The sequence below is a fragment of the Paraburkholderia sp. BR10923 genome (assembly GCF_040948765.1).
In the GTDB taxonomy this organism is placed as follows: Bacteria; Pseudomonadota; Gammaproteobacteria; order Burkholderiales; family Burkholderiaceae; genus Paraburkholderia; species Paraburkholderia youngii.
This window is the reverse complement of the sequence record NZ_JBFPKO010000009.1, coordinates 220,352-241,197: the sequence shown is the minus strand read 5'-3', so window position 1 is coordinate 241,197 and position 20,846 is coordinate 220,352. Positions and strand designations below refer to the sequence as shown.

Below are 20,846 nucleotides of genomic sequence, written 5' to 3'. Positions count from 1 at the left end.
AACGCGCAAGGAGGAGCAATGACTGACGCCGCCATCGTGGACGCACTGCCCGCGTCCACCGCGCACAGCGACGACGCCACGCCCCACATCGACCTCGCGGCGCTGTACCGCGACTCGGGCATCGGCGACGTGCTCGGCGAACTCGAACGCGATCTGGTCGGGCTCGCACCCGTGAAGACGCGCATTCGCGAAGTCGCCGCGCATCTGCTGGTCGAACGCGCACGGGCTTCGCTGGGTCTCGCGGGCGGCGCGCCGACCTTGCATATGTGCTTCTCCGGCAACCCCGGAACCGGCAAGACGACGGTCGCGCTGCGCATGGCCGAGGTGCTGCACCGGCTCGGCTACATCCGCCGCAATCATCTGGTGTCGGTCACGCGCGACGATCTGGTCGGCCAGTACATCGGTCACACCGCGCCGAAAACGCGCGACGTGCTGAAGCGCGCGATGGGCGGCGTGCTGTTCATCGACGAAGCGTACTACCTGTATCGCCCGGAGAACGAGCGCGATTACGGGCAGGAAGCGATCGAAATCCTGCTGCAGACGATGGAGAACCAGCGCAGCGACCTGGTCGTGATTCTGGCCGGCTACGCGTCGCGGATGGAAGTGTTCTTCGAGAGCAATCCGGGTTTCCGCTCGCGCATTGCGCATCACATCACGTTTCCCGATTACGAGGAAACCGAACTGCTCGAAATCGCCGAGCGGATGCTCGACACCATGCATTACCGCTTCGATGCCGCGTCGCGCCGCGCGTTCGCCGACTATCTGGCGCGCCGCATCCGGCAACCGAATTTCGCCAACGCGCGCTCGGTGCGCAATGCGCTCGACCGCGCGCGGCTGCGCCAGGCGAACCGCCTGTTCGCGAGCGCGTTGCAGGGCGGCGAGCCGATCGATGCCGCCGCGCTGACGCTGATCGACGCCGCCGACGTGCGCGCGAGCCGGGTATTCGACGAGCCAATGCAGCCGTCCTCGCCACCGCCTTCCACCGCGCGCGCCGTCACTGCGCCGCCGGGCTGAATCACGACACCATCGAAGGAGAACGCCATGCAGGACGGACGCACGACACTTTCGAAGTTCCTGATCGACACGCTCGATCGCCCGCCGTGTACGGACGACACGCGGGACACGGCGGGACTCTCCGCGCTGCTCATCGACGTAGCGGCCGCCATCAAATCGATTTCGGCGATGCTGACCAAAGGAGCGCTAGGCGGCAACTACGGTTCCGCACAAACGCTCAACACGCACGGCGAGGAGCAGAAGAAGCTCGACGTCTCCACCAACGAGATTTTCGTGCAGCAATGCGAGTGGGACGGCTTGCTGGCCGCGATGGTGTCCGAGGAAATGGAGCACGTGTACCCGATTCCGCCCGAGTATCCGCGTGGCGAGTATCTGCTTGCGTTCGATCCGCTCGACGGCTCGTCGAATATCGACATCAACGGCGTGGTCGGCTCGATCTTCTCGGTGCTGCGCACGCGCGACCCGGCGGAGGATGCAACTAGCGAAGCCGCGTTCCTGCGGCCGGGCTGCGAACAGGTGGCGGCCGGCTATGCCGTGTATGGACCCTCGACGATGCTGGTGCTGTCGGTCGGCAACGGCACGCACGGCTTCACGCTGGAGCGCGACATCGGCAACTTCGTGCTCACGCATTCGAACATCCGGATTCCGGAAGAGACCGGCGAGTTCGCGATCAACGCATCGAACGAGCGCTTCTGGGAACCGCCCGTGCGCCGCTACGTGCAGGAGTGCAAGGACGGCCGCAGCGGCTGCCGCGCGCGCGACTTCAACATGCGCTGGATCGCGTCGATGGTCGCGGAAGTGCATCGCATCCTGATGCGCGGCGGGGTGTTCATGTATCCGCGCGACTCGAAAACGCCGGCGATGGAAGGGCGCCTGCGCCTGCTCTACGAGGCGAACCCGATGAGCTTTCTGGTCGAGCAGGCGGGCGGCCTCGCGACCACCGGCCGCGAGCGCATTCTCGAGCTTGCGCCGCGCGCGCTGCATGGCCGCGTGCCGGTGATCCTCGGCTCGAAGAACGAGGTGGAGCGCATCGCGCGCTATCACGGCGAATACGACCGCGGCGAGGACAAGCCGTTCTCGTCGCCGCTGTTCGGCACGCGCTCGCTGTTCCTGCCGGATTTCACGGCGTGATCGGCGACTGAGCGCACAGACGTACAGCGCACCGCACCAGAAACACAGTCATCCGGAGACAAGCGCATGTCAGTCAAACATCCGATCATCGCGGTGACCGGCTCGAGCGGCGCGGGCACCACCACCGTCATGAAGAGTTTCACGCATATCTTCAGACGCGAGCACATCAATGCGCAGATCGTCGAAGGCGACGCGTTCCATCGCTACGACCGCAACGGCATGCGCGCGGCGATGCAGGAGCGCGAACGCGACGGCGTGCCGAATTTCAGCCACTTCGGGCCGGAAGCAAATCTGCTCGAAGAACTCGAAACCCTGTTCACGCGCTACGGCGAAAACGGCAGCGGGCAGTTTCGCCACTACGTGCACGACGCGGCCGAAGCGCAGTTGTACAAGCAGGACGGCGGCACCTTCACGCCGTGGGAGGACGTCGCGGCCAATACCGACCTGATGTTCTACGAAGGGCTGCATGGCGCGGCGGTGACCGACAAGGTCAACATCGCGCGGCATGCGGATCTGCTGATCGGCGTCGTGCCGATCATCAATCTCGAATGGATCCAGAAGCTGCACCGCGATCAGACGATGCGCGGCTACACGCACGAAGCGGTGGTGGACACGATCCTGCGGCGCATGCCCGACTATGTGAACTACATCTGCCCGCAGTTCTCGCGCACGCATGTGAACTTCCAGCGCGTGCCGACCGTGGACACATCGAATCCGTTCACCGCCCGCGAGATCCCGCAGCCGGACGAGAGCTTCGTCGTTATCCGGTTCGCGCGGCCGAAAGGCATCGACTTCCAGTATCTGCTGACGATGCTGCACGACTCGTTCATGTCGCGCCCGAACGTGATCGTCGTGCCGGGCGGCAAGATGGGACTCGCGATGCAGCTGATCTTCACGCCGATGATTCTGCAACTGATCGATCGACGCTCGCGCGCCTGACGTTTTTCGAAGCGCACCCGACGCGGCGCGTCGCGGACGGTGCGCGTTGAGCACGCCGCTCGACAAGATTTCATTTCATATCGAGGAGCACGCAATGGCCTTCATCACCCTGCGGCAACTGCTGGATCACGCGGCCGAACACGACTACGGCGTGCCCGCGTTCAACGTCAACAACATGGAGCAGATTCACGCGATCATGCGCGCGGCCGAGGCGACCGATAGCCCCGTGATCCTGCAGGCGTCGGCCGGCGCCCGCAAGTACGCGGGCGAACCGTATCTGCGCCATCTGGTGCTCGCCGCGCTCGAGGCGCACCCGGACATTCCGCTCGTGCTGCATCAGGACCACGGCGCGAGCCCGGCGGTGTGCCAGCAGGCGATCCGCTCGGGCTTCACGTCGGTGATGATGGACGGCTCGCTATTGCCCGACCAGAAAACGCCGGCCGCGTATGACTACAACGTCGAGGTGAGCCGCCGCGTGGTGGACGCCGCGCATGCGGTCGGCGTGTCGGTGGAGGGTGAGTTGGGCTGTCTCGGCTCGCTCGAAACGGGCACCGCGGGTGAAGAGGACGGCGTCGGCGCAGAAGGCAAGCTGACGCGCGAGCACCTGCTGACCGACCCCGACGAAGCGCGGCGCTTCGTCGATGCGACCGGCGTCGATGCACTGGCAATCGCGATCGGTACTTCGCACGGCGCGTACAAGTTCAGCCGCGAGCCGACCGGCGACATCCTCGCGATCGACCGGATCGCCTCCATTCATTCGCGGATTCCGGACACGCATCTGGTGATGCACGGTTCGTCGTCGGTGCCGCAGGAATGGCTCGCGGTGATCCGCGAGTACGGCGGCGAGATTCCGACCACCTACGGCGTGCCCGTCGACGAAATCCGCCGCGGCATCGCGCACGGCGTGCGCAAGATCAATATCGACACCGACATCCGTCTCGCGATGAGCGGCGCGATGCGCAAGTCGCTCGCCAATGCGCGCTCGGAATTCGATCCGCGCGCGGCCCTGAAGGCGGCCACCGCCGCGGCTAGCGCGATCTGCATCGAGCGTTTCGAAGCGTTCGGTTGCGCGGGGCAGGCGGCGCGCATCAAGCCGCTGCCGCTCGACACGATGGCGAGCCGCTATCACTGACGCCACTGGTACGGAGAACGCAATGCGCGAATTCCTGATTGCTCCGTCGCTGCTGTCGGCGGATTTTGCCCGCCTCGCCGACGAGATTCGCGACGTGACGGCGGCCGGCGCGGACTGGATTCATCTGGACGTGATGGACAACCACTATGTGCCGAACCTGACCGTAGGGCCGCTCGTGTGCTCGGCGATCCGGCCGTACACGTCGCTGCCTTTCGACGTGCATCTGATGACCACGCCCGTCGATCCGCTGGTGTCGGCGTTTGCCGAAGCCGGCGCGAACCTGATCAGCTTTCATCCGGAGGCGACGCTGCACGTGCATCGGACCATCGAACTGATCCGCTCGCACGGTGCGCGCGCCGGGCTCGCGCTGAATCCGGCCACGCCGCTCACGGTGCTCGATCATGTGCTGGAGATGCTCGACGTCGTGCTGGTGATGTCGGTGAATCCGGGCTTCGGCGGCCAGGCGTTCATTGCCGAAACGCTCGATAAGCTGCGGCTGCTGCGCGAGCGCGTCGATACGACGATGCAGCGCACCGGCCGGCCGTTGCTGATCGAAGTGGACGGCGGCGTGAAGGTGTCGAACATCGCGCGTGTCGCCACGGCGGGCGCCGATGTGTTCGTCGCGGGATCGGCCGTGTTCGGCGCGAGCGATCGCGCGCAGGCGATTCGCGGCATGCGCGGCGAACTGGCTACCGTCGACGAACCTGCGGGGGTAGCCGCCATGCACTGACGGTGCGGCGCATTCAGCGCTTTTTCATCGTCTCGCCCGGCGCGCACCAGGCGCTTAAATCTTCTTCAGGCCGATCGACCGCGCAGCCCCAGTCGAGCGGCTGGTCCTGATCGAAGCGCTTGCCGAGCCGCCACGCGATTTCCGCGCGTGCAAGCTGCACGCCCATATAGAACGCGTGGCCGCCGTCTGTTTCGAGGTTCAGCTGCGGGTACAGCGCGAACGGATCGTCGCCGCGTCGATGGCCGTCGCGGTTGTACACGTGAATGCCGTCGGCGCTGATCTGCACGCGGAAATTCGGATCACGCACGGCGCGCGCGAATTCGTCGATTTCTTCGGCGCTGTACGGAAACGGCCGTTTCGCGTGGACCGTCGCGAGTTCGCTACTGATACCCTTCGGCAGCACTTGCGCATCGCGCGCGGCATGCATCACACGGCGCGCGATATCGGCTTCGCGCAGCGCGCGCCGCGCATGCAGACTCACCGACGTCGTCAGCACCGCGCCAACGCGCAATTCCGCCGCCATGCCGAGCAGCACCGCATTGATGCCGCTCGTGTCGGCCTCGGTCAACTCGGTCACGTTGCCGATGCCCATCATGATCGCGATGTCGGGATAGCGCTCGCGCAAGCGCACGTAGCGTGCGATCGACGTGGCCAGTCCGAACGGAACCGGATCGAGAATCGGATCGGCGAGAAACGCGCGGCCGCGCGCGGACAGAGCTTCAATCGCGGCGTCGAGCGAGGCGGAATCAGCGGGTTCGCGCGCGACGAGGATCGGCGTCGACGGCACTTCATCGGCGATCCACAGCGTATCGACGTTCAGGCTCATCAGATAGTCGGCGCCCGCGCGGCCGCCGCGCAGCAGTTCCTCGTTGCGCATCGAATCGACGCTGACGCGATAGCCTTCGGCCTTCAGGCGGCGCACCGCGTCTTCGAGATGCGGAAACGGCGTGTCCGGCAGACAGCCGATGTCGATCACGTCCGCGCCCTGGGCCGCATACTCGCGCGCCCTTGCGGCGATGCCGTCGAGGTCGAGCCGCGGCGCATCGACGACCTCCGCGAAAATCTCCGTGTCGTAGCGGCTCAGATCGAACGGCTTCGCCTTGTGGCCGAAAAACTGCGGCAAGTCCTTGACCTCCTCGGGGCCGCGTTCGAACGGCACGCCGTAGTGCGCGCTCAGCGTGTCGAGATCGCCGCGGCAGCGGCCCGGCACGATCACGCGCTGCGCGGCAAGCGGCGTGGGCACGCGGCGCTGGATCATGTCGGCGGTCATCAACGCGGCGACCTGCAGGCCGATGTCGCGCACCTCCCAACTGAACGGCGCCGGCGCCATGCCGTCGAGCACGCGCCGCAGGCTCGGTTCGGCAAGCCGGCCGGTCAGGAAGAGGATGTGGTCCATGCGAGATCGAGGGTCGCGAGGCGTTGGGAGAGTGCCGCTTCGAGTTCGTCGAGCGAGCGCGCGAGCGTCGTGTATTCGAAACGTGCCAGACGCTCGACGTTGTCGAGCTCGATCGCCCTTGGCCGCAGTTCGACCCATTCGTCCGGGCTATGCGTGATCACGCTCGGTTCGGTGTCGCATGCAAAGACGATGCCGGGGATGCATTGCTTGCCGGCCTGCGCGTACATGTTGGTCGGCAAGGAATCGGAGATGCCGTAAGCGCATTTGGCGACCGTGTTGCTGGTGGCCGGCGCGATCACGACCGTGTGATAGACGCCGTGATACAGCATGCCGACCGGCACGCCGCTCGCGCTGTTGTCGCGTAGCACGCGGAACTGTTCACGCAGCTTGTCGAGCGGCCAGCCGTACAGCGGCAGCACTTCCTCGGCCGCCGCGGACAGGAACAGATCGACGCGCGGCAAGCGCCGCGCGAGCGCGATCGATTCTTCGAGCATGTGACCGGAGCCGGTCACGCACCACGCGAAGCGCGCATCCGGCTTGAAGTCGGTGAGATCGCGGGCGGCCTTGGGCGCTGACTCGTTGCGGGACGACTGGGTCATGCGTCGAGATCGAGCGGCATGCCGTCCGGCGACGAGCCTTCGTGCGACAGCCGGATATGCAGCCGGCGCATCTTGCGGTACAGCGTGTTGCGGCTGATGCCGAGCGCCTTCGCGACGTTGCTGACGTTCCAGCGATGCTCGTCGAGCAGCGACAGCACCGTCTCGCGCTCGTTCAGCTGGATCGCGTTCAGCGAAGAAATGTCCGCTTCGTCGGCGAGCTGCCCGTCCATGTCCGCGTTTGCGAGGCGCAGCGCGGTCGGCAGATCGACCGCCGACGTGCGTTGCGTGACCTCGGGCGGCAGATGCTCGCAGCCGATCGGCTCGCCGTCGGACAGCGCAATGGCCATCTGCAACACGTGACGCAGCTGACGGATGTTGCCGGGCCACGCGTAGGTGAGCAGCGCGTGTTCGGCTTCCGGCGTCAGATCGGGCGGATCGTCGGTTTCGTTGGCGAGCAGATGATGGATCAGCGGCAGCTTGTCGACGCGCTCGCGCAGCGCAGGCAGATTCAGCTCGACGCCCTTGAGCCGGTAGTACAGGTCCTCGCGGAACTGGCCGCTCTCCACGAGTTCCATCAGATTGCGGTGGCTCGCGCTGATCAGCTGGAAATTGACCTTGACGGTGGTCTCGGCGCCGAGCGGCGTGACCTCGTGTTCCTCGATCACGCGCAGCAGCCGAGCCTGCAGCACGAGCGGCATGTCGCCGATCTCGTCGAGGAACAGCGTGCCGCCGTTGGCCTGCACGATCTTGCCGCGCCGACCTTCACGCTGCGCGCCGGTAAATGCACCAGCGCGATAGCCGAACAGCTCGCTCTCGATCAGGTTCTCCGGCAGCGACGCGCAGTTCACCGGCACGAACGGACCGTCGGCGTGCGGGCTGATGCTGTGCAGCGCCTGCGCGAAGACTTCCTTGCCGGTGCCGGTCTGGCCGCGCAGCACGATCGGAATCTTGCGCTGGATCACGCGTGCGGCCAGCTGGATCTGCGAGGCCATGCGCGGGTCGCCGAATTCGAGGTGCGCAATCTCTTCGAGCTTCGGCACCGGCGCGTGCTTGTCGTGCTTCTCGTGTTTTTCCGGGGCGCTGCTGCGGATCGCGGAGTCGGTGACGATCACCCGCGTCACGCGCCCGGTGCCGTTCTGCGGCGTCTGCGCGACGAGGAAAAAGCGGTTCGTCGCATTCGCGCTGTAGACGGTGACCGGATGGAACGAGCCGCGAATGCTGCGCGCGATCATGTCTTCGAGCGACGCGTTGAACGCTTCCTCGATGCGCCGGCCGCGCAGCTCGGCGAGCGAGCGGAAGCCGAGCTGGAACAGCGCGCTGCGGTTCGCGGCGAGCACCGTGCTGTCGTCCCCGACCGCGAGCTTGCCGCCGTGCAGCGTGCCGACGAATTCCGGGCGGCTGTGGAAATGGATCATGTTGGCGTGCCGGTAGCGCGCATCGAGCAGACGGTTTTCGATCATCTGCCGCGACATGCCGACCAGTACCAGCGAGTGCTGCTGCAGCAGCTTCGAGCGGCTGGTGACGTCGAGCACGCCGGCGATTTCGCCGCCGTCGTCGAAGATCGGCGCGGCCGAGCACGTGAGCGACGTATAGCGCGGATAGAAATGCTCGTGCTGACAGACGGCGATGCAGTCGCGCTCCGCGAGACAGGTGCCCATGCCGTTGGTGCCGGCTTCGCGTTCGCTCCACAGCGCGCCGACGCGAAAGCCGTCGGCGGCGACCGCCTCGGCGAACGGCACGGACGACACCTGATGCACGATCACGCCGCCCGAATCGACGAGCACGACCGCGAGCTCGGGGTCGGCGAGCTGCTGATAGAGCGTCGTCATCTCGAGCTTCGAACACGCGATCAGATCGCCGAGCGCCTCACGGCGCGCGCTGAGTTCGTATTCGGTGAGCACCGGCGGCGGCACGAAACGCGCGGGGTCCAGCTGGAATTCGTTGATGCAGCGCGTCCACGACTGAGCCACGGGTTCGCTTGTCGGGCGCGTGGTCAACTGATGGTTGACCACGTTCAGAACTTCCCGGACGTGCGTACTGCTGTCAGCGAGCAACGACATGGGATTCGTCTCCGTTGCGTCATTTCGCAAGCATGCCTGCATTGCACGCTGCGAATGCCGCTTTATCAAGCCTGTCTGCCCCTGGAGCGGCGGGTTCTGGGTCCGCCTGCTCCCTCGCGACCGGCCCTGCTACGAGGCGGGTATTTAAAACTGTACGCTCGATGCAAGACAGGTTCAACAGAAAGTGACTGTGGGTTTACCTCACCGTGCCCGGAATTTGCTTTTCTCGATGCGCGATGCGTTAAACGTTTTGCAGGTTGCATGCCTGTCGCAGCTTCGACACAGAGTGTGCCGCGCGTCGCTCAGTTCTATCGTTCTACTGTTGCATCTGTTCAACCTTGGGCCGCGCCGCGGCGGAGACCATCATGGATCGTATCGATACTGTTCGCCTTGCCGCATTTTCCAGCCTCGGCGCCAATCCCGGCTCGCAAGCCGGCGCGTTGCCCGAGCGCCTCGACATCGTCTTCATCGAGAACTTCATCGGCCAGACGGTCATCGGTATCGACAGCAGCGAGTTGCATGTTGCGCAACCGGTGCGCGTGAATCTGGCGATCGGCGTGCCCGCGATCCGCGCGTGCGCGACGGACCGGATCGAAGATACGGTCAACTATGCGGCCGTGCGCGAGGCGCTGCTGGAGCTATTCGCGTCGCATCGCGTGCGGCTGCTGGAGGCGCTCGCCGAGACGATCGCGCAACTGTTGATTGCCGACTTCGGCGCGCACTGGGTGCGGGTGTCGCTCGCGAAGCCTGCCAAGTTCGCCGACCTCGCGGCCGTCGGCGTGCAGATCGAGCGGCGTCGCGGCGATGGCCCGGCGGCCGCCGTGGGTCTCGCGTGTTACGCGTCGCTGGGCGCGGGGCTGGTGCCGAATTGACGGGGAGAGCGGGGCGCGCCCGACGCCCGGCGCGCCTCGAACCGTCGTCATTTCGCCACGGTCGACGTTTTCTGCGGACCGAGTCCGCACGCCTGATACGCGCTCGTTTGCAGCGCGCGGAATTTCCTGGTTTGAGCCTTGGCGTGATCGACGCGGAATTCCGCGCCGCCTTCGCCGCCGAGCGTCGCGTACTTCGAGAAGGTCGACTGGTCGACGAATTCGTCGTACGGCAACGACGCGGCCATCTTGTCGATCACGCACGAGCACTTGTAGACGTTCGCGAAATCGTGGCCGTTATCGTCCATGCAGCTGAGCACGTATTCGACGCGGCCCTCGGTCGGATAGTTGTAGCCGCCCGCCCACGCGAGCGGTGCGGCGAGCATGAGCGAGGAAAATGCGAGAAGCGCGCGACATCTATTAGTCATTGAATGCCTCTGCGAGAGCATTGAACCCGCTTCGCGAACCGCTGCGCGAGGTCCATGCCTTGCGGCCGCGAGGCGACGGGATGCGCGAGGAGGCGGGGCCGCGAAGCGCCGCGTCTCCTGCGCTGCCATGCACCGTCAGTTCGGCGCGAACGGATGCGCGACGGTGCCCTTCTTGGATACTACTTCAGCCGCGCTCGGCTCGCCGCTGACCGCGCGCTTGATGGCCTCGCGCGTCGCCTGATAGTTGAACTGCTGGATTTTCTTGTCGTCCTCCGCCTGCCAGTGGATGAAGACGCCGACGCAGAGGAACAGATCGTCGGCTTCTTCCTGCGGGATCGTGCCATCCTCGACGCTGTCGGCCACTGCTAGCGCGACCGCGTGCTGCGCTGGGCCGAACATCTGCACGGCCTGCTTGGCGCCTTTGATCGTCACCTTGTTGAACAGGATCGTATTGGGCTTCGTGATGAGATTCGGCGCGACGACGGCGAGCAGCGACGTGAAGCCGTCCTTGTTGTTGGTGAGCGCGTTGCAGAACGCGGTTTCCGCAGCCGAACCTCGCGGTCCGATCAGCAAGTCGATATGCGCGACCTCGTTGCCGTCGCCGACTAGCGACTCCCCGATCATGACGCGGTTGATCTTGGCCATTCTGTTCCTCCAATGAGTAGGTATGGACCTGCTGACGAGGCGCCGCCCGCGATCGAGTCCAGATCAGCATCGCGAGAGCGGTGCGGGATTGCACGGCGGTACTAACTAACAGGTTCCGTGCCAGTTGTGGCACCCGGCATGCTGACGCGCCTGTTCGGGGCGTGTTCAGTGCAGACGATTCAGGGTTAACCGCGCCCTTCGACGCAGCGCGCAACGAACAGCGTAGCCACCGCGAGGTCCGCGCTGGTGCCGGGATTGATCGCGCGGGCCTTCAATTCGGCGTCCCAGGCATCGAGTTGCGGATCGCTTGCCGAGCGGCGCGCGGCGGGTCGCGTTTGGCGCCAGCGCGCGTGCTGTTCGCGTGCCGCGAGCGTGACACTCTGCGCCAGCGCCAGGCCGTGCTTGCGCACAATGTGAGAGTCGGGCCAGCCGGCGAGGAACGCGAGAAACACGTTGAGCATCGCGATTTCGCCTGGATCGACGGGCGCGGGTTCGGACGTTGGCGTCGAGGCTTCGAAGCAGGCGGTGAGGCCGGTGTCGAACAGGTCCGCGAAACCGTTCGCGTACTGCCGCGCGATGCTGTCGCGCTCGCTGGCGAGCCGCATCGCGTCGCGCAGGCCGATCGTCGGCGCTGCGTGGACCGATTGCTCGGGCGCGTCGCCGAGGCCGCCGGGATTGGCGAGCGCGATCGCGCGATAGGCGAGCCGCGCATCTTCGACGTCGAGCCGGCTCAGCACGTCGCCGACGGCCGCGCGCCACGCTGGCGCCGTCAGCGGCCGTTCGCCGGTTTCGTCGAGAGCCGCGGCGAGCGGCGCGATCAGCAGCACGATGCCGAGATTCGTATTGCAGCCGACGGCCGCGCGCGTCCGTGTGACCGCGTCGAGAATGCGCTGTCCGACGCGGGCGCCGCGCGCGAACAGCGCGTCGAGCGATGCGTCCGCGCTGGCGAGGAACTGCGCCGCGTTCATGCCGTGACCGGGGCTCTGGTTGCTGACGTTGCCGGGTTTCGGCGTGATGACGTCGAGCGTGCAGGCCGCGAGGAAGGCTGCGCGCGCATGCTCGACGGAGATTGCATGAGGGATGGGCATGACGCTCAAGCCCGGCGCTGCGGAGACTGCACGGGCACCCCGGCGCTAGCGGCTTGCTCGGCTTGCTCGTTCGCGCGGCGCTGCGCGGCGAGCTTGCGATCGAGCAGATCGTCGACCAGCGCCGCGGCAACATCGAGCGGCACGACCGACTGCAAACCGCGCCACGCGGCCACGCCGTTGACTTCGAGCACGAGCGGCAGCGCGGCGTCGTCGGGATTCGGGATCAGGTCCACGCCCGCGTAGTCGAGCCCGAGCGCGGCGGTGGCGCGCACGGCACTCTGCGCGAGCGGGACCGTCAACTCCGCGGCCTCGCAGCGCGCGCCTTGCGCGACGTTGTGAATCCAGCCCTTGCCGCCGCTGCGCCGCATCGCCGCGACCGCTTTGCCGCCGATCACGAGCACGCGCCAGTCGAAACCGGGCCGGGCGCCGGCAACGAAGCGCTGCAGATAAGCGACCTGCCGATAACGCGCGAGCGACGGCAGCGGCGCGAGCAGCCCGCCACGCGCGCCGAGCCGTTTGAGCCCGTGGCCTTGCGAGCCGAACAGCGGCTTGAGCACGACCTGGCGGCCGGCGGCCGCTTCGCGCATCAGGACGCGTTGCGCGAACGCGGCGGACTCGCCGGCCCAGGTGGCCGGTGTCGGCACGCCCGCGCGATGCAGCAGGAAGCTCGTCATCGATTTGTCGACGCTGCGCTCGATCGCACGGGCGTCGTTGTAGACCGGCACGCCCGACTCGCGCAGCGCGTGCAGGATGCCCAGGCGCAGCGTCACCTGCTCGAAAGTGCCGCCGGCGATGCCGCGCACGAACACCGCATCCGGCAGCGTGCGGCCGAAGCCCGGGATCACGAGGCCGTGCGGCAGCCACGTGGTGTCGATGCGGCAATCCGCGAGATCGACGCAACGCGCTTCGGCGCCGCGCGCGCGGAACGCCTTTTTCAACCGGCCGGTGTGCCAGCCGGTTTCGTCGCTCATGATCGCGATGCGCAGGCCCGCTGTGATCGTCATCGCGCGACCGGCTCGCCGCCCCACTGTTTGCGCAGCAGGCCGCCGTCGAGCCGGCCGCCATGATAGGTCACGCCGCTTTCGAGGCTGCTGACCCACACCTCGGCGGGGGCGAACAGTGCGGGGTCGATCTGATAGAAGTCGAAGTTGACAGCCGTGAAGACGTCCGCGAACGGCCGGCCGTAGTCGCGCGAATTGGCGGAGGGCAGCGTGTCTGCGAGACGTCGCGCGATCTCGTCGTGCCGGACCGTCAGATGCACGCGGCCGCCGTACAGGATCGCGTCGTTGGTGCGGCCCATCGCCTGAATGCCGTCGGGCGCGGGCGGCGGCAGCGGCGCCGAGCCCGTGCCGGCGACGATCTCATCGAGCGGCACGCCGAGCACGTGCACCTTGTGCAGCGCCACTTCGACGACGCGGGCCACGACCTGTACCGTTCCCGCGACAGAGTGTGTCGGCGTGACGATCAGCGTCAGGTGGTCGGGCGCGAGGCCGCAGTCGTGCAGCACCTTGTCGATCACGACCTGCGGCGGCAGACGGTCCACTTCGAGCACCAGCGCGCCGCGTTCGTGGCGGTCTCGATAGCCGAGTTCGTCGAATAGCGGTTCCTTGACCGCGAGCGCGCGCGCGGGCCCTGAGCCGAGCGAAAAGAACTTCTTGCCGCCGGTCTGCTCCCTGGTCGCCGACAGGCTCCAGCCTGCGTACTGGCTGCCGAGGCAGGCGAGCACCGGCGACGAGGTGCTGACCTCGAGCATCGTCGGCCACAGCGGCGCGGCGTCGAAATTAGCGCGTACCGCGACGCGGCCGAGACCGCCCATGCAGATGCGCGCGATCAGCACGCCGGCGTCGAGACTGCCGCGGGCGTCGACGCCGGTATCGGCGATCACGGTGCCGGCGGGTGTGCGAGTGAGCGCGACGCCGAGATGTGCCGCCTGATCGACGAGCCGGGCGACGAGGCGCTCTGACAGCGCATTCACGCTCGGCGGCGCGGTGGGCGGGGATGTCTCAATGGGCGTGGAGGCAGGCATGGTCGGGCTCATTGCAGGTTTCGATTCGTTGGACGACGCGTTCGTGCTGCGCATCGAGCGCGGTGCGCACCGCGTCCGTCGACGCCGCTCGCACGAGCAGCGTGCAGACCGGCTGCCCGACGTTGATGCGGGTGCCCGGCATCGGCACGTCGCGGCATTGCGGATCGCGCAGGCAGGCGTCGGAGAACGCCGCGGAGACGTTGAACGGCCGCTGCGCGAACAGCACCCGCTGGCCGGCGCGCCAGCGCGGCGCGCGGGCCCGTGCGAGGCTCGCGGCCGACGGCGCGCGGCCGTGGCGGCACGCGTCGAGGTGGCAGGCGAGCAGGCCGGCTGGCCACGCATCGGGCGACGCGGTTTCGTAGAGCGCCATCGTCGACGAAGGGCGCGGGTTGATTTCGAGCACGTCGAACGAGGTGCCGTCCGACAGAAAATCGCAGCTGTTGATGCCGACGAGGCCGGCGCTTGCGCATAGCGCGTCGAGCGCTTGCTGCACCAGCGCAACGAACGCTGACGGCAAGTCGATCGGCCCGATCGAGCCCGCATGCACGAAGCGCAGATCGCCGATCGCGCAGGTGAGTTGCTCGGCGAAACCGATCAGATGCGCGCGGCCGTGCGCGCCGATGAACAGCGTCGACAGCGAGCGGCCCTGGCCAAGGCGCTGGAAGTAACCGTGCGCGGAGGCGCTCGTCGAGTCGAACGAGTCGGCGGGCTGGATATGCGTGCCGCCACAGCCATCTGCCTGCTTGAATAGCCAGCCCTCGGCTGTCGTGGGCCGCTCGAACGACACAGCCGGATGCCCGATGCGCAACGCGTCGAGCAGCGCGAAGAAACGCCGCGGCTCGCGTACGGCCGCGATCGCCTCGGCATCGTTGCCGAGAAAGCGCGGCAAGCCGGGCTCCCGGCACAAGTCAGGCATCAAAGGTTCGAGCCCGCTGCCGCCGATCCAGCCAAGCAATCCTGGCAACCGCGCGACGCGCGCAAGCGCATCGACGAGCCGCGCCCGGTCGATCCCGAGCGCGCCATCACCGCCGCCGATGTCGAACCACAGTTCGGCGGCCTCGCGCGTGTCGCAGTCGCCGAAGATATCGAGCGCCGCGACATGCAGGCCGGCGCGCGCCGCGGACTGCGCGAGCAGGCGCGCGGACTGCCCGACGACCGCGACGATGGGCGCATGCATGAGCGGCCGGTGCGGCTTCATGACGGCCGCTCTCAGCCGAGACCGGCCGCGACCGCGCGGGCCTCGTCGTAGGCTTCCGGGAAGCCCAGGTAGACCGGCTTGCCGCCCGTGCGCATGCGCATGAACAGGCGATGCTCGACCTGATACTTGACGTTGCCGATCGCCAGCGCGCCGATGCCGACCGCGCCCGCGTTCGGCACGCCGTCGATCGGCTTGCCATCGTTCATCACGTTCACGCCGGCGATGCCTTCGGGCGGCACCGCGTTGACGTCGGCGGCGACGAGCAGGCGTTTTGCATGCGCGAGGTCGTCGCGGCCGACCACCTGCACGCCCGCGACCGCGGTGGCAATCGCGATTTCCGCTTCGGCGAGGGCGCCGCGCAGCTCGTCGGACGTCGTGGTGCCGATGCCGTTGGTGACGATGCCGAAGCGCTCGTTCAGTTCGGCCGACGCGGCGAGCGCGCGACTGCGGTCGGTGTGGCTCGCGATCGTCACGTCGGCGCCGCGCGACGCGGCGATCGCCGCCGCGATGCGCCCGACCGCGCCGGCTCCGCCGAGAATCAGCACGCGCTTGCCGCCGAGCTCCACGCCGTGCTGCTTGCCCAGATGCCGCTCGACCAGCGCGACGAGCGCGGCCGCGGTCGTGTACGAACCGCTCGGATCGGCGAACACGGAGACCTCGAACGGCGGGACCATCGCGCGGCGCGCGGTGTCGAGCATGGCGACGGCCTGCATCACGTCGCGTCCGCCGATGAAGATGCCGGTGCGCGACACCCCCTTCGGGCCGCGCGAGAAGATCGCGTCCTGCGTGAGGTTCGCGACCATGCCGGCTTCGACGTTGCAATACGGCACGATGACCTGGTAGCCGGCGTCGGCGGCCATATTGACGTCGAACGGACTCATCTGCGGCGTGGCCGTGAACATGTGCAGGATGTAGGGCCTTTCAATGGTTTCTGACATGGCAGGGGCTCGTTGTAGTGGCAGTCTCGGGAAGGCGCGGGGCAACGCCGCGCCGCGCGTGGCAGCGCGTCAGGTGAGCGGCGGCCTGAGCGGCGACCTGAGCGGGGCCGCGCATCATGCGGCGTCGATGTGCGGCGCGCGCACCTCGGCGCCGCTGATCGCCGCGCCGCTATTGCGGCCCGCGACGACGCTGCATTCGATATGCGGCAGCGCGCTTGCGACGGCGCGCGCGGTTGCGAGCGCGCGTTCGGCCTCGCGCGCGTTCGCGAGCACCGCGAAGCCCGTCGGGCCCCACGAGGTCTGGCCGATGCCGGCGGTGCGCTCGGCGGCGACCGCGCGCAGCACGCGCTCGACGTCGGGACTCGCGAACACGCCGCCTTGCGCGCTCGCGAAGTATTCGCCGATGGTCTGCTGCAGTTCGGTGAGGCCGTGCGCGAACGGCGCGAAGTTATGTTCGGCGGCGCCGGGCAGGATCTGCATCAGCACCAGATGGCACAGATGCGCGGCGAGCCGCTGCGGAAACGGTGCGAGCGATGCGAGCGCGCTGCGTTCCTCGGCGCCGTGCAAGCCCTCGCGGCTGCTGTCGCTGACGAGCAGCACGCGCCACGGCTGCGGAAACGGCTGGCGCGACAGCAGCGGCGGCATGCTCTGGCGCAGATCGCCGGGCGGGCCGCCATCGAGCAGCAGGCCGCCGCACTCGAAGCCGAGTATGCCGATCCCCGAGCGCGCGCCGCGTCCGAGCAGACTGGCGAGCTCGGCGCTCGTCGCCGGCTGGCCGACGAGACGCGTGAACGCGGTGCCCACGGCGAGCGCCAGCTGCGTGCCGGAACCGAGGCCGGTATGGGCGCGTGGCGCCTCCAGCACGTCGATCGCGAGGGTCGCCGGCCCGTAGGCGGCCTGCAGCCGCGCGAGACTCAGCGCGATCCGTTCGCGCTCGGCCTCGCTCGCCACCCCGCCGATCTGCTCGCGTTCGGCGAGCCGCGCCCGGATCCGCGTGCCGTGCGTATCGATGACGAGCCCCAGGCTGCCGAACGCGCGCCCGAGCGACGCGTTCGGATCGAGAAAGCCCAGATGCAGCCGAGCGGGCGCATCGATCGTGATGGGCGCGCGTGGCGGCAGGCGGCGGAGCTGAAGCGGCATCTCGAGTGTCCTCAGGTGTCCTTGCGGGTGCGCGAAACCGGGTTCGGCGGCGGGGTGTGCGCAACGCGTCGTATCGCGTCGCGGGTTCCAGCGACAGTGCGCCCGGCGACGTCAAGCGAAAGCCGTACCAGGCGCGCGCAACGGCCACCGCAGCGGATCCGGCCCACGGGAACCTCTGAGCGGGCACGCCGCGCGCCCCCCGGTTTCGCCGCTGCATGGACGCTGTGTGACGCCGAAGGCGCACTGTGTCACGCGCTGTTTCATCCGGCGGCAGGCGCGCGCGTCAACTGCCTTGCGCTGTTTTCGGCGCGTCGTACTTGATATAGCGGAAGCGCTGATCGTCGGACGGCGTGCCTTCTAACGGGCCCTCCTCGTGGCCGGGCTGCCAGTGGACCACCGATTCGATCTTCGTCGCGAGCGCGAAGTCCTTGTCGGTGATGCCCTTGGCGGTGTGCGTTTTGAGCTTCACGATCACGAACGCATACGAGACCGTCAGATCGGGGTGATGCCACGCGGCTTCCGCGAGGTGCCCCACGGCGTTGACCACCATCAGCGTTCCCTTCCAGCCCTGGGTGCGGTATTTGCGCCGCAGCCAGCCATCTTCCAGATACCAGTGCTGCAGCGGACCGACGAGGCGTTGCTGGATCTCTTCGTCGGTATAGACATGCTCGGTGTTTGCCATGGCGGTTAGCTCCTCGAATGCGCGAATCGTTCGCCGAACGAAGCTTCGTTGCAGTGACAGGCCCGTGCTGCGGCGCATGATTCGCAAAGGACACGATTCGTATCACGCAAGTGACACAGTATGTGCCGCATCGCGTGACGCAACCCCTTCAGCTTACCGCCATGCAAGCATCGGCGTGCAACGCCCGAGTGCCGCGACAGGTCGCGCGTGCCGGGTCGGCGGGCCACCGCACGCAAGAGCGGCAGCGTTGCCGCTATTCCGGCATGGAATATGCGTTGGCCGTTCATGCGTCGCGAAGCCCGACATCGAATCGGGATAGCGCGTTAATCGTTACCTGCAATCGAGAAGGCGCGCACGATGCGATGAGGTAGCGTGGGTCATTCGTGAGTTGAACAGCAGGACAATTCTGGAGGAGACATGAACTTACGCACTGTAGTTCTTGGGCTCGCGATCCTCGCATCCGCAGCCTTTAGCTCTCTGGCTGCGCAGGCCGATTCGCAGCTCGACGGACTGATGAAAAACCCTTCCAACTGGGCGGCCCAGGCGGGCGATTATGCGAATCACCGCTACAGCCCGCTCAAACAGATCAACGAGAACAACGTCGGCAAACTGCAGGTCGCATGGACCATGTCGACCGGCGTGCTACGCGGCCATGAAGGCGCGCCGCTCGTGATCGGCGACACGATGTATATCCACTCCCCGTTTCCGAACAAAGTCATTGCAGTCAACCTGAAGGATCAGACGTTCCTCTGGCAGTATCAGCCGAAGCAGGATGAACAGGTCGTCTCCGTGATGTGCTGCGACACCGTCAATCGCGGTCTCGCATATGGCGACGGCAAGATCTTCCTGCAGCAGGCCGACACCAAGCTCGTTGCGCTGAATGCAAAGACGGGCGAGGTGGTCTGGACCGCGCAGAACGGCAATCCGAAAGCCGGTGAAACCAACACCAACGCGCCGCACGTATTCGGCGACAAGGTGCTGACCGGTATTTCGGGCGGCGAGTTCGGCGTGCGCGGGCGTCTGATCGCGTACGACATCAAGACCGGCAAACCGGTCTGGACTGCGTACAGCACGGGCCCCGACAACGAAATGCTGCTCGACCCGGAAAAGACGATGACGTACTCGAACGGGCAGATGGTGCCGGTGGGCGCGGATTCGTCGGTGAAGTCCTGGAAGGGCGATCAGTGGAAGCTCGGCGGCGGCACCACGTGGGGCTGGTATGCGTGGGACCCGAAACTCAACCTTGTTTACTACGGTACTGGCAATCCGGGCACATGGAACCCGACGCAACGTCCGGGCGACAACAAATGGTCGATGTCGATCTTCGCGCGCGACCTGAATACCGGCACGGCCAGGTGGGTCTACCAGATGACGCCCCACGACGAATGGGACTATGACGGCGTCAACGAAATGATCCTGTCCGACCTGACGATCAACGGCAAGAAGGTGCCCGCGATCGTGCACTTCGACCGTAACGGCTTCGGCTACACGCTGAACCGCGAAACCGGACAACTGCTGGTCGCGCAGAAGTACGACCCGGCGGTGAACTGGGCCGATCGTGTCGATTTGCAAAGCGGCCTGCCGATTCGCAACGCGGCGTACTCGACGCAGGCGGCCGGGTCCGACCACAACGTGAAGGGCATCTGCCCGGCGGCACTCGGTTCGAAGGACCAGCAACCGGCGGCGTTCGATCCGAAGACGAGTCTGTTCCTCGTGCCGACCAACCACGTCTGTATGGACTACGAGCCGTTCGATGTCGACTACGTGTCGGGGCAGCCGTATGTGGGCGCCACGCTGTCGATGTATCCGGGCCCGAACGAGGGCAACGCGATGGGCAACTTCATCGCGTGGGATGCGAGCAAGGGCAAGATCATCTACTCGAAGCCGGAGAGGTTCTCGGTATGGTCGGGAGTGCTGGCGACCGGCGGCGGCATCGCGTTCTACGGCACGCTGGAAGGCTACCTGAAGGCGGTTCGCATCTCGGACGGCAAGGAACTGTGGCGCTTCAAGACGCCGTCGGGAATCATCGGCAACGTCTTCACGTATGAGTATCAGGGCAAGCAGTACGTCGGCGTGTACTCGGGCATCGGCGGCTGGGCCGGCATCGGCATGGCGGCGGGTCTCGAGAAGCCGACCGAAGGCCTGGGCGCGGTCGGCGGCTACAAGGATCTCGCGAAGTACACCGCGCTCGGCGGCACGCTGTTCGTGTTCGCGATCCCCAACGAAAAGAGCTGAACGAACGGCTGAAATGAAAGGCTGAACGAGCGGGGGGGCTTGAACAGGCACGGCCGCCCCGTCAGCCTCGCGCAAGCATTGAATTACCCCCCAAATCGCGCCCGTTGGTGGATGCGTCGCTGAAACGCATCGGGGCGCGGCTTTTTCCCAGATGGAGACATGTGCATGAAAGGCCGATCTATCCTGTTGCTCACCGCGTTGCCCGTAGCACTCGTCATGCTGCCCGTCGGATACGCGCAGAACAATCCTTCGATTGCGCAGGTCGCGTACAAGGTAGTCGACGGTAACAAGGTCGACAGCAATACGCTGCAGGGCTGGAAGACGTGGCGCGCGCTCGCTTGCGAACGCTGTCACGGCGCGCAGCAGCAGGGCATGGTCGGGCCGTCGCTAATCGACGCGTTCAAGACGCTGGACAAGAACGAGTTTCATCGCACGGTGTTCGGCGGCCGGGTCGATAAGGGTATGCCCGATTTCAGCGCGAGCCAGATGATGCAGAAGAACTGGGAGAATCTCTATGCGTATCTGAAAGGACGCTCCGATGGACAGATCAAGCCGGGCGATCTGCATGCCATCGACTCGAATTAACGCGGCGCCGT

Annotated in this window: 20 protein-coding genes; 8 read left to right on the top strand and 12 right to left on the bottom strand. The window is 66.7% G+C overall.

What is annotated here, in order from left to right:
- Positions 1-18: 18 nt before the first annotated feature.
- The 5 genes from cbbX to rpe all read left to right on the top strand — a co-directional run bounded on the left by cbbX (position 19) and on the right by rpe (position 4,946).
- Positions 19-1,014 carry a CbbX protein gene (gene cbbX / locus AB3X94_RS19425; RefSeq protein ID WP_176120566.1) on the top strand — a complete coding sequence of 332 codons (996 nt, stop codon included), beginning with the start codon at positions 19-21 and terminating at the stop codon, positions 1,012-1,014.
- 27 nt (positions 1,015-1,041) lie between these two features.
- Entirely contained in the window at positions 1,042-2,145 is a 1,104-nt protein-coding gene (locus tag AB3X94_RS19420) for a class 1 fructose-bisphosphatase (protein WP_368612393.1), read from the top strand.
- Between the two features lie 66 nt (positions 2,146-2,211).
- Positions 2,212-3,084, top strand: coding sequence for a phosphoribulokinase (locus tag AB3X94_RS19415; protein ID WP_176107493.1), 873 nt, complete (start codon positions 2,212-2,214; stop codon positions 3,082-3,084).
- Positions 3,085-3,178: 94 nt separating this feature from the next.
- Positions 3,179-4,216 carry a class II fructose-bisphosphate aldolase gene (gene fba / locus AB3X94_RS19410; RefSeq protein ID WP_176107495.1) on the top strand — a complete coding sequence of 346 codons (1,038 nt, stop codon included), beginning with the start codon at positions 3,179-3,181 and terminating at the stop codon, positions 4,214-4,216.
- Positions 4,217-4,238: 22 nt separating this feature from the next.
- Positions 4,239-4,946, top strand: coding sequence for a ribulose-phosphate 3-epimerase (gene rpe / locus AB3X94_RS19405; protein ID WP_368612392.1), 708 nt, complete (start codon positions 4,239-4,241; stop codon positions 4,944-4,946).
- 13 nt (positions 4,947-4,959) lie between these two features.
- Here the strand turns inward: rpe and AB3X94_RS19400 are convergent, their stop codons facing one another.
- From AB3X94_RS19400 to AB3X94_RS19390, 3 genes are read right to left on the bottom strand one after another with little or no spacing between them, the layout of a single operon-like run.
- Positions 4,960-6,342, bottom strand: a complete 1,383-nt coding sequence (locus AB3X94_RS19400) for a DUF6513 domain-containing protein (RefSeq protein WP_368612391.1) — start codon at positions 6,340-6,342, stop codon at positions 4,960-4,962.
- A complete protein-coding gene (locus tag AB3X94_RS19395) occupies positions 6,321-6,941 on the bottom strand; it encodes a flavoprotein (RefSeq protein ID WP_368612390.1) in 621 nt (206 codons plus the stop codon). Before AB3X94_RS19395 ends, AB3X94_RS19400 begins: the two co-directional genes overlap by 22 nt.
- Positions 6,938-9,001 (bottom strand): sigma-54-dependent Fis family transcriptional regulator, encoded by a 2,064-nt coding sequence (locus AB3X94_RS19390; protein WP_176107503.1) that lies wholly within the window; start codon positions 8,999-9,001, stop codon positions 6,938-6,940. The genes AB3X94_RS19395 and AB3X94_RS19390 overlap by 4 nt, the downstream gene beginning before the upstream one ends.
- Positions 9,002-9,366: 365 nt before the next feature.
- Between AB3X94_RS19390 and AB3X94_RS19385 the strand changes: the two genes are divergently transcribed.
- Positions 9,367-9,873, top strand: coding sequence for a dihydroneopterin aldolase (locus AB3X94_RS19385; RefSeq protein ID WP_176107505.1), 507 nt, complete (start codon positions 9,367-9,369; stop codon positions 9,871-9,873).
- Between the two features lie 47 nt (positions 9,874-9,920).
- On the opposite strand, the gene AB3X94_RS19380 is transcribed toward AB3X94_RS19385, so the two are convergent.
- From AB3X94_RS19380 to AB3X94_RS19340, 9 genes are all read right to left on the bottom strand, one after another.
- Positions 9,921-10,298, bottom strand: a complete 378-nt coding sequence (locus AB3X94_RS19380; RefSeq protein WP_176107507.1) for a hypothetical protein — start codon at positions 10,296-10,298, stop codon at positions 9,921-9,923.
- 135 nt (positions 10,299-10,433) lie between these two features.
- The gene (gene fae, locus AB3X94_RS19375; protein ID WP_176107508.1) at positions 10,434-10,943 is read right to left on the bottom strand and encodes a formaldehyde-activating enzyme; all 510 of its coding nucleotides are present in this window, start codon (positions 10,941-10,943) and stop codon (positions 10,434-10,436) included.
- 185 nt (positions 10,944-11,128) lie between these two features.
- On the bottom strand, positions 11,129-12,031 hold the full coding sequence (locus AB3X94_RS19370) for a triphosphoribosyl-dephospho-CoA synthase (protein WP_368612389.1): 903 nt from the start codon (positions 12,029-12,031) through the stop codon (positions 11,129-11,131).
- A 5-nt stretch (positions 12,032-12,036) separates the two neighbouring features.
- Positions 12,037-13,035: a RimK family alpha-L-glutamate ligase gene (locus AB3X94_RS19365; RefSeq protein ID WP_368612388.1), complete on the bottom strand. Its 999-nt coding sequence runs from the start codon at positions 13,033-13,035 to the stop codon at positions 12,037-12,039.
- Positions 13,032-14,057 carry a methenyltetrahydromethanopterin cyclohydrolase gene (gene mch, locus AB3X94_RS19360; protein ID WP_368612387.1) on the bottom strand — a complete coding sequence of 342 codons (1,026 nt, stop codon included), beginning with the start codon at positions 14,055-14,057 and terminating at the stop codon, positions 13,032-13,034. Before mch ends, AB3X94_RS19365 begins: the two co-directional genes overlap by 4 nt.
- Positions 14,035-15,255, bottom strand: coding sequence for an ATP-grasp domain-containing protein (locus tag AB3X94_RS19355; protein WP_368612386.1), 1,221 nt, complete (start codon positions 15,253-15,255; stop codon positions 14,035-14,037). The genes mch and AB3X94_RS19355 overlap by 23 nt, the downstream gene beginning before the upstream one ends.
- A gap of 11 nt (positions 15,256-15,266) precedes the next feature.
- Positions 15,267-16,193 carry an NAD(P)-dependent methylenetetrahydromethanopterin dehydrogenase gene (locus AB3X94_RS19350; protein WP_176120579.1) on the bottom strand — a complete coding sequence of 309 codons (927 nt, stop codon included), beginning with the start codon at positions 16,191-16,193 and terminating at the stop codon, positions 15,267-15,269.
- 114 nt (positions 16,194-16,307) lie between these two features.
- Positions 16,308-17,333: a beta-ribofuranosylaminobenzene 5'-phosphate synthase family protein gene (locus AB3X94_RS19345; protein WP_176107516.1), complete on the bottom strand. Its 1,026-nt coding sequence runs from the start codon at positions 17,331-17,333 to the stop codon at positions 16,308-16,310.
- Positions 17,334-17,616: 283 nt separating this feature from the next.
- The gene (locus tag AB3X94_RS19340) at positions 17,617-18,015 is read right to left on the bottom strand and encodes a 4a-hydroxytetrahydrobiopterin dehydratase (protein WP_368612385.1); all 399 of its coding nucleotides are present in this window, start codon (positions 18,013-18,015) and stop codon (positions 17,617-17,619) included.
- A 417-nt stretch (positions 18,016-18,432) separates the two neighbouring features.
- On the opposite strand from AB3X94_RS19340, the gene AB3X94_RS19335 reads away from it, so the two are divergent.
- Complete coding sequence (locus AB3X94_RS19335; protein WP_368589167.1) at positions 18,433-20,250, top strand: methanol/ethanol family PQQ-dependent dehydrogenase; 1,818 nt, start codon at positions 18,433-18,435, stop codon at positions 20,248-20,250.
- A 165-nt stretch (positions 20,251-20,415) separates the two neighbouring features.
- On the top strand, positions 20,416-20,835 hold the full coding sequence (locus AB3X94_RS19330; RefSeq protein ID WP_013091077.1) for a c-type cytochrome: 420 nt from the start codon (positions 20,416-20,418) through the stop codon (positions 20,833-20,835).
- Positions 20,836-20,846 lie beyond the last annotated feature (11 nt).